The organism is Salinisphaera sp., from assembly GCF_002729955.1.
In the GTDB taxonomy this organism is placed as follows: domain Bacteria; phylum Pseudomonadota; class Gammaproteobacteria; order Nevskiales; family Salinisphaeraceae; genus Salinisphaera.
In genome coordinates, this window is record NZ_PBYA01000025.1 from 1 (window position 1) to 8683 (window position 8683).

Consider the following 8683-nt stretch of genomic DNA (forward strand, 5'->3'; position numbering starts at 1 on the left):
ACAGATTTCATAGATTTACACAGATTAACCCCGGTGGACGAACGAGACCCGCAAACCTACGCGATTATCGGCGCCGCCATGGAGGTGCATCGCCAACTGGGAAACGGATTTCTAGAAACCGTTTATCAGGAAGCGCTGGCATGGGAATTCGAAGAGCGCGCCGTACCGTTCGCGCGCGAACAGCCCCTTGCGATTCGCTACAAGGATCGCGAGCTACTCACTCAGTTTCGTGCCGACTTCATCTGTTTTAATGAAATCATAGTGGAAACCAAAGCGCTGCAGCAGCTTTCCGGTACGGAACAATCGCAGCTGCTTAACTATTTGAAAGCGTCGGGCCTATCTCGTGGCTTATTGATCAACTTCGGCCAGCGCAGCCTGCAGTACAAGCGCCTGGCTTGGTAAAGCTCTTGAGCCCGCACCTTGAAATCCGTGCAATCTGCGTAATCTGTGGATAAACCTTTCTTATGACCTCAGCAATCAACTTCATCAACATCGGCGAGCGCACGAACGTTACCGGTAGTGCCCGTTTCAAGCGCCTGATCAAGGAAGAGGATTACGACACCGCGCTGTCGGTGGCCCGCGAGCAGGTCGAGAACGGCGCCCAGATCATCGATATCAACATGGACGAGGGCATGCTCGACTCGGTCGAGGCCATGCGCAAGTTCCTGAACCTGATCGCCGGCGAGCCGGATATTGCCAAGGTGCCGGTGATGGTGGACTCCTCGAAATGGGAGGTCATCGAGGCCGGGCTGAAATGCATCCAGGGCAAGGGGATGGTGAACTCCATCTCGCTCAAGGAAGGCGAAGACAAGTTTCTGGAACAGGCCCAGGCCTGTCTCGACTACGGTGCGGCCGTGGTGGTCATGGCCTTCGACGAAGCCGGCCAGGCCGATACCGAGGATCGCAAGGTCGAGATCGCCGAGCGCGCCTATAAGCTGCTGGTCGACAAACTCGACTTCCCGCCCGAAGACATCATCTTCGACCTCAACATCTTTGCCATTGCCACCGGCATCGAAGAACACAACAACTACGCGGTGGACTTCATCAACGCCACCAAGCGCGTGCGTGAATCCTGCCCGGGCTGTCATGTGTCGGGCGGGCTGTCGAACGTGTCGTTTTCGTTTCGCGGCAACGAAACCGTGCGCCAGGCCATGCATTCCGTGTTTCTCTACCACGCGATCCCGGCCGGGCTGGATATGGCCATCGTCAACGCCGGCCAGCTGGAAGTCTATGACGACATTCCGGAAAAACTGCGCGAAGCCTGCGAGGACGTCGTTCTCAACCGGCGCGACGATGCCACCGAACGCCTGCTGGACCTGGCCGAAGAGTACAAGGGCAAGGGCAAGAAGAAGGATTCGAAGGAAGATCTGGCCTGGCGCGAATTCGAGGTGACCAAGCGCCTCGAGCATGCGCTGGTCAAGGGTATCGACTCCTATGTCGAAGCCGACACCGAAGAGGCACGCCAGAAGGCCGACAAGCCGCTGGAGGTGATCGAAGGCCCGCTCATGGACGGCATGAACGTAGTGGGTGATCTGTTCGGCGCCGGCAAGATGTTCTTGCCGCAGGTGGTGAAATCCGCGCGCGTGATGAAAAAGGCGGTGGCCTATCTGCTGCCCTTCATCGAGGAAGAAAAGGAAGAGGCCGACAAGGGCTCCAACAACGGCACCATCATCATGGCGACCGTGAAGGGCGACGTGCACGACATCGGCAAGAACATCGTCGGCGTGGTGCTCCAGTGCAACAACTTCGAGGTGATCGACCTCGGCGTGATGGTGCCGATGAACGACATCCTCGACGCCGCTGAAAAGCACAACGCCCACGTCATCGGCCTGTCGGGACTGATCACGCCCTCGCTCGATGAAATGGTCAACGTGGCTGCCGAAATGCAGCGCCGTGGCATGAACACGCCGCTGCTCATCGGCGGCGCGACCACCTCGCGTGCCCATACCGCGGTCAAGATCGACCCGGTCTACGACGGGGCGGTGATGTGGGTGAAGGACGCCAGTCGTTCCGTGCCGGTGGCCTCGCGCATGGTCAGCAACGATGCCCGCGAAAAGCTCGTCGCCGAACTCAAGGACGACTACGACAAGCTGCGCGAACGCCACGCCAACAAGCGCAAGGACAAGTTCCTCACCCTGGCCGACGCCCGTGCGAACGCGGTCGCCCTGGACTGGGACAACTACACCCCGCCGCGCCCGGCGCTGCCCGAAACCACCGAATACGCCCTGCGCGAAGCGCCGCCGTATATCACCGGCGATTCCAGCGACGAATCCGGCGTGTATGTGTTCGACGATTTTCCGCTGGAAAAACTCGTGGACACGATCGACTGGACGCCGTTCTTCCTGTCGTGGGAGATGCGCGGCCGTTATCCCGACATCCTCAACGACCCGCACAAGGGCCCGGAAGCACGCAAGCTCTTCGACGAGGCCCAGGCCATGCTCAAGCGTATCGTCGATGAGAAATGGCTTACGGCCAAGGCCGTGGCCGGCATCTTCCCTGCCCACCGCGTGGACGACGATATCCACGTGTTAAGCGACGACCGCAGCCAAACCGTGCACGTACTGCACAACCTGCGCCAGCAGACCGAGCACCGCGAAGGCGTGCCCAACCGTTCGCTGGCCGATTTCATCGCCCCGAAAGACGCGGGCAAACCCGACTGGGTGGGGGCGTTCGCGGTCACCGCCGGGCTGGGTTCGACCGAGATCGTGCAGCGCTTCAAGGCCCAGAACGACGACTACAACGCCATTCTGGTGGAGGCGCTGGCGGATCGGCTGGCCGAATCCTTTGCCGAATGGCTGCACAAGTTCGTGCGTACCGAAATCTGGGGCCATTCCGCCGACGAATCGCTCTCCAACGACGAACTCATCGGCGAGAAGTACCACGGGATCCGCCCGGCGCCGGGCTACCCGGCCTGCCCGGAACATACCGAGAAGGACACGCTCTGGAACATGCTCGACGTCGAGGCACGCACCGGCATCGAGCTGACCGAATCGCGAGCGATGTGGCCGGGGGCGGCCGTATCCGGCTGGTATTTCAGCCATCCGGAATCGCGCTACTTCGTGGTCGGCCGCGTGGCCAAGGATCAGGTCAAGGACTACGCGGCGCGCAAGGGCTGGGATATCGCCACCGCCGAAAAATGGATCGGGCCCAACCTCGGCTACGAGCCGGGCGGCGGCGACGACTAGAGCCGCCGCCCGATCGCCCGGCTAGCGATCGTCGGCTGCCTCTTCGGCAAGGCGACTGCGCAGCTCGGCAGGCAGATTGTCCGGGGCGTAGTCGTCCACCCGGCGCAGGCGTTCGCCCACCGAGGGATGGAAGGCATCGTCGCGGCCGGGCCGGCGCACGTAGCGGCCCAGCACCCGCCAGAGGCCGTCGTAGGAGTGATGTAGTTCGCCGGCCGGGTCGCCCGGTAGCCGATCGAAGGCGTCCGGTTCGAGAACCAGCCCCTGAGCCTGGGCCTGTTCGAGCATCCAGCCCAGGGTGATATCGGCCAGGCCGCGTTCGTCGTAGCCGCCGCCCACATCGCCATGCACGCCGGCAAACCAGAGCTGGCGCGCATTCTGGCCTGGCTTGAGCGCGCTTTCGTCCCAGGGCGTGGGCTCGAACTTGCGTCGTTTTTCGTCGATGGCCAGCCCATGCACCGCATGGCACACGCCGGGGCTGAGCTTGTTGTCGTGAAAACGGCGCAGGCGGATCAGCACGCCCAGCGCACCCACCGTTTCCCAGACACCCACGAAATGCGGCGCACAGCGGGTCAGCGGCTGCTGATAGCGCTCGACGGCCGACGTATCGCCGTCAAGCCAGGCCTTGACGGTTTGTTCGGCGCGATCGTGTTCGCTCGGCTCGAGTATGCCCACCTGATCGATCAGGGCCGCCAGCGAGCGGGCGGCGAAGGCGCCGCGGCTGAAGCCGAACAGGAACACGCGGTCGCCGTTGGCGTAGTTGTCGATAAGAAAGCGGTAGGAACGCACCAGGTTCTGGGTAATGCCATACCCGAAGGCCGCACCCAGCCCTTTGCCGATCGTTTCGCCGACGTTCACGCCGAAAAAGCGTGCGCCGAAGGTGCCCACGCCGGGTTCGTAGAACACACGCTGGTCCGCGCCGTCGACGAGCGCGTTGTAGAGATGGACGACGTTGGTGTTCGAGCTGGCGAACTGGCTGTTGGTGCCGTCGCAGCAGACGACAATGTTCTTGGCCATGGGGCGATCGCCCGAGGGGAAATAGGACTGCCACGGTCACAGCGATTACTGTCCGCTGCAATCCGGATGTGTGCCTAGACTCCATGCCCACGGTCGAACGCCAGCCAATCGAGCGCTAGAATGGCGCGCCGTCAGCCGGGCGCGCCCAAACGCCGTATCCCCGCGCGCCCGGCTTCGATACGACAACGGCTCCCAGCGATGGTCGACCTGCCCAAACTCTCCGTGTTCGTGCCCACCTTCATGCTGGTTTCGCTCACCCCCGGCATGTGCATGATGCTGAGCCTGAGTCTGGGCATGGCCATCGGCGTCCGGCGTACCCTGTGGATGATGATCGGCGAGCTGGTGGGCGTGGGCCTGGTGGCGGTCCTGGCGGTGATCGGCGCCGCCACGATCATGCTGCGCTACCCCGCGCTGTTCGTGGTACTCAAGCTCGCCGGCGGCGCCTATCTGATCTATCTGGGTATCTCGATGTGGCGCGCCAGCGGCGAATCCGCGCTGCCGGCGGCCCAGCGCAACGGCCAGCCGTTACGCCCGGCCGGCCTGATCACCCAGGGGTTCGTGACCGCCGTGGCCAACCCCAAGGGCTGGGCTTTCTTCATCGCCCTGCTGCCGCCGTTTCTCGACCGCGACAACGCGCTCGCGCCCCAGCTCGTGGTGCTGGTGGGCGCCATTCTGACCATCGAATTCTGTTCGCTGCTGGTCTATGCCGGCGGTGGACGCGCGGTAAGCGCGTTCCTGCGCGAGCCTCGCAATGTGGTCCGCCTCAATCGCGTGGCGGGCAGCCTGATGATGGCTGTCGGCGTGTGGCTGGCGCTGGACTGAGGCCACGGCCGAGCCTCATCAGCCCGGCCTCATACGCGCGATCAACCAGATTGCGACAGTCTGAACGACCAGCCCTGCGGCCAGCAGCAGCCAGGCCGAACTCACCGCCATCGACGCCAGATAGAGCCCGGCGGCGACCACGGCCGGCACCAGCGCATAGGGAATCTGGGTGCGGACATGGGCGATATGATCCGAGCCGGCAAAGATCGACGACATCACCGTGGTATCCGAGATCGGCGAACAGTGATCGCCAAAGATGGAACCGGAGAAAATGGCGCCGATGGCCATATGCACGAGGGTGATATCGCCGATGTTGTAGGCCAGCGGCACCGCCACCGGGGTGAGAATCGCCATCGCGCCCCAGGAACTGCCCGTGGCGAACGAGATCACCATCGCGATGGCGAAGATGAGCACCGGCAACAGCCCCGGCGACAGCCAATCGCGGGTGGCTGCGATGACGTGTTCGCCGGTCTCCAGCGCGCCGGTTACCGTGCCGATCGTCCAGGCCAGCACCATGATCACCAGCGCCGGCAGCATGGTACGAAAACCGGCCAAAAGAGTTTGTTCGCAGGCTTCGAGGGTATGCCGTTGCAGCAATGCCAGCCCCATCGCGGTACAGACCATCGCGAACGCCGCCCAGGACAGCGACACGGCCACGTCGGTATCGGCGAGCGCGTCCATGAGCGGCTTGCCCTCGGCGCCGCCGCCGGTATACCACAGCGCCCAGCAGGCCACGCCGAGCAGTACGCCCAGCGGCAGCAGGAAGTGGTATAGCCGCCCGTTGTCGGTATCCGCTTCGCCGAGATCGTTCTCGATGGCCGATAGCGGCGTATCGCCCGGGGCCACCAGATCGCCGTCCTCCTCGGCCCGTTTCTCGGCCGTACGCATGGGCCCGAAGTCACCGAGAATCACGATCGTGGGCACCGCGACCAGGCACAGCAGCGCATAGAAATTCCACGGAATCGACTGCAGAAAGGCCATGTAGGGCTTTTCCGTGGTCAGGCTCAGGGCGGTGAACGCCGCCGCGATCAGCGACACCTGGTAGCCGATCCAGTCCGAAACGGGACCGAGGGTGGCCATGGGCGCCGAGGTGGAATCCAGCAGGTAGGCCAGCTTTTCGCGAGAGACACGATGTTCGCCGGTCAGGTCGCGGGTGGCATTACCCACTATCACGGAATTGACGTAGTCGTTGAAAAAGATCACCAGACCCAGCATCCAGGTGAGCAGCTGCGCGGTGCGCCCCCTGGAAATGCGCCGCGACAGCCAGCGCGATACCGCATGCGAGCCGCCGGTGCGATACATGAACGCAGCACCCGCCCCCAGCAGCGAAACCAGCACCAGAAAGCGCGCGTTCCATTCGTCGGTCATCACCTCGGCGAACCAGTCGAAGGTCTGGCCCACCGCGGCCACCGGGTTGCCGGCCACGAACCAGCCGCCGATCCAGATCGCCAGAAACAAAGACATGTTGACGCGCCGTGTGGCAAGCGCGAGCAGCACCGCCGCCAGCGGCGGGGGGAGAGAAATGATCAGATCCATGCAATAGCCCGCCCCGGCGCGGCGTTGCGCGCGGGCGTCCCCCTCGAGAATGTGCTTTTCAGATTGGCATGATTTGCCTGCATGGTGAAGGCATGGCGGCCTGAGTTCGCGGGCCGCGCGACTGTGTTGTAATCCATGACAGGTCTTTTCAGCCGTGTCTGAGCACACCCACGCCATGCTGCAACGCCTCAAGCAATTCGGCCCCGGTCTGCTGGTCGCGGCCGCCTTCATCGGCCCCGGCACGGTCACGACCGCCAGCGTGGCCGGCGCCGAAACCGGCTATGCGCTGCTCTGGGCGCTGGTGTTTTCCATCTTCGCCACCCTTGTGCTGCAGGAAATGAGCGCCAGGCTGGGGCTGGTGGCCCGTTTGAGCCTGGGCGCCGCATTACGCCAGAGCTTCGATACGCCGTGGCTGCGCTGGGCGGTGATTTCGCTCGTGGTGGTGGCGATCGGTTTCGGTACCGCCGCATTCGAAACCGGCAACATCACCGGCGCCGCTCTCGGCCTGGAAACCGTGGCCGGCCTGTCCACCCGCGTCTGGGCGCTGATTGTGGGCAGTGCAGCGCTGGCGCTGCTGGCCACCGGGCGCTACAAACTCATCGAACGGGTGCTGGTGGCGCTGGTGCTGACGATGAGCGTGGTGTTTGTGCTCACCGCCGTGATCGTACGCCCGGATATCGGCGCGGTACTCGCGGGTCTGTTCGCGCCCGGCGTGCCGGACGGTTCGCTACTGACCCTGATCGCGCTGGTCGGTACCACGGTGGTCACCTACAACTTCTTCCTGCACTCGGCCGCGGTACAGGACAAATGGCCCCGCGATGTCGCCACCGAGCGCGCACTAGCCGAATCGCGTCTGGACAGTGGCCTGTCGATCGCACTCGGCGGGCTGATCACCCTGGCCATCGTCATCACCGCGGCCGCGGCGTTCTTTACCCGCCAGACGCCGATCGAAGACGCCGGCCAGATGGCCGCCCAGCTCGAACCACTGCTCGGACCCGCCGCGCAGTGGTTCTTTGCGATCGGGCTGTTCGCCGCCGGCATGACCAGTTCGGTCACCGCGCCGCTGGCCGCGGCTTATGCGGTCACGGGCGCACTCGGAATACGCCCGGACCTGGCCAGCCATCGCTTTCGCGGCATCTGGGCCGGCATTATTCTTGTCGGCATGGGCTTCGCCTGGTTCGGTACCGAGCCGGTGCGCGCGATCGTGATCGCCCAGGCCGCCAACGGCATCCTGCTGCCACTGATCGCGATATTTTTGCTAATAGTCATGAACCGTCGCGACCTGCTCGGCGAACACCGCAACGGGCGCATCGGCAATCTGCTGGGGGCGGTCGTGGTCGCGGTTGCCACCGGCCTGGGACTGTATACGTTGGCGAGCGTTTTCGGCGTGGTGCCCGGCTAGCGGGTTGTCGTGGCCGATATGTCTGGCCACAATCGAGCGATAGGCTTTTTCTTTCAGGACGTTGCCATGGCGCTTTCCCCGTTTCATCTGGCCATTCCGGTGCACGACCTGCCCGCCGCCCGGCGTTTCTATGGCGAAACCTTCGGCCTGAGCGAAGGCCGCTCGAGCGATCAGTGGGTGGATTTCGATTTCTATGGCCATCAGCTGGTCATTCACGAACACCCGCAAACGCCGTCGCAGGAAAACGCCCATACCAACCCGGTGGACGGCCACGACGTGCCGATTCCGCATTTCGGCATCGTGCTCGAATGGCAGGAATGGCAAGCGCTGGCCGATCGCCTGCGCGCACGCGGCACCGATTTCGTGATCGAGCCGCATATCCGCTTTCAGGGTCAGCCCGGCGAACAGGCAACGATGTTCCTGCTCGACCCCTGTAAAAACGCCCTGGAATTCAAGGCGTTCGCCGATCGCAGCCAGCTGTTCGCCAAGTAGACCGGATATTCCTCCCATGCCCGATCTACGAATTCGCGCGGCCCAACGCGCCGACGTACCCGTGATTCTACGCTTCGTACGCGAGCTGGCGATCTACGAAAAAGCGCTCGACGAGGTGGTGGCAACCGAGGCCACGGTCGAACAGTCGCTGTTCGACGAGGGCGCGCGGGCCTTCGCCTTCATCTGCGAAGACGCCGGCGAGCCGATCGGTTTCGCCGTGTGTTTCTACAGC

7 protein-coding genes and 1 pseudogene are annotated in these 8683 nt (G+C 63.6%); 6 read left to right on the top strand and 2 right to left on the bottom strand.

The window, feature by feature from the left end:
* Nucleotides 1-9: 9 nt before the first annotated feature.
* Together CMN27_RS06095 and metH are read left to right on the top strand one after the other, a co-directional pair.
* Complete coding sequence (locus CMN27_RS06095; RefSeq protein WP_366515410.1) at nucleotides 10-402, top strand: GxxExxY protein; 393 nt, start codon at nucleotides 10-12, stop codon at nucleotides 400-402.
* A gap of 62 nt (nucleotides 403-464) precedes the next feature.
* Nucleotides 465-3185, top strand: coding sequence for a methionine synthase (gene metH / locus CMN27_RS06100; RefSeq protein WP_293624869.1), 2721 nt, complete (start codon nucleotides 465-467; stop codon nucleotides 3183-3185).
* A gap of 21 nt (nucleotides 3186-3206) precedes the next feature.
* Here the strand turns inward: metH and CMN27_RS06105 are convergent, their stop codons facing one another.
* Nucleotides 3207-4199 carry a DUF2235 domain-containing protein gene (locus CMN27_RS06105; protein WP_293624870.1) on the bottom strand — a complete coding sequence of 331 codons (993 nt, stop codon included), beginning with the start codon at nucleotides 4197-4199 and terminating at the stop codon, nucleotides 3207-3209.
* Nucleotides 4200-4397: 198 nt separating this feature from the next.
* Between CMN27_RS06105 and CMN27_RS06110 the strand changes: the two genes are divergently transcribed.
* On the top strand, nucleotides 4398-5021 hold the full coding sequence (locus CMN27_RS06110) for a LysE family translocator (RefSeq protein ID WP_366515411.1): 624 nt from the start codon (nucleotides 4398-4400) through the stop codon (nucleotides 5019-5021).
* An 18-nt stretch (nucleotides 5022-5039) separates the two neighbouring features.
* Here CMN27_RS06110 and CMN27_RS06115 read toward each other — a convergent pair whose 3' ends face one another.
* Nucleotides 5040-6557 carry a Na+/H+ antiporter NhaC family protein gene (locus CMN27_RS06115; RefSeq protein WP_293624874.1) on the bottom strand — a complete coding sequence of 506 codons (1518 nt, stop codon included), beginning with the start codon at nucleotides 6555-6557 and terminating at the stop codon, nucleotides 5040-5042.
* 175 nt (nucleotides 6558-6732) lie between these two features.
* On the opposite strand from CMN27_RS06115, the gene CMN27_RS06120 reads away from it, so the two are divergent.
* From CMN27_RS06120 to CMN27_RS06130, 3 genes and pseudogenes are all read left to right on the top strand, one after another.
* Nucleotides 6733-7959, top strand: coding sequence for an Nramp family divalent metal transporter (locus CMN27_RS06120; RefSeq protein ID WP_293624876.1), 1227 nt, complete (start codon nucleotides 6733-6735; stop codon nucleotides 7957-7959).
* 66 nt (nucleotides 7960-8025) lie between these two features.
* Nucleotides 8026-8451 (top strand): VOC family protein, encoded by a 426-nt coding sequence (locus tag CMN27_RS06125; RefSeq protein WP_293624878.1) that lies wholly within the window; start codon nucleotides 8026-8028, stop codon nucleotides 8449-8451.
* A gap of 16 nt (nucleotides 8452-8467) precedes the next feature.
* Nucleotides 8468-8683 (top strand): annotated as a pseudogene (locus CMN27_RS06130) (GNAT family N-acetyltransferase); the annotation flags it as partial.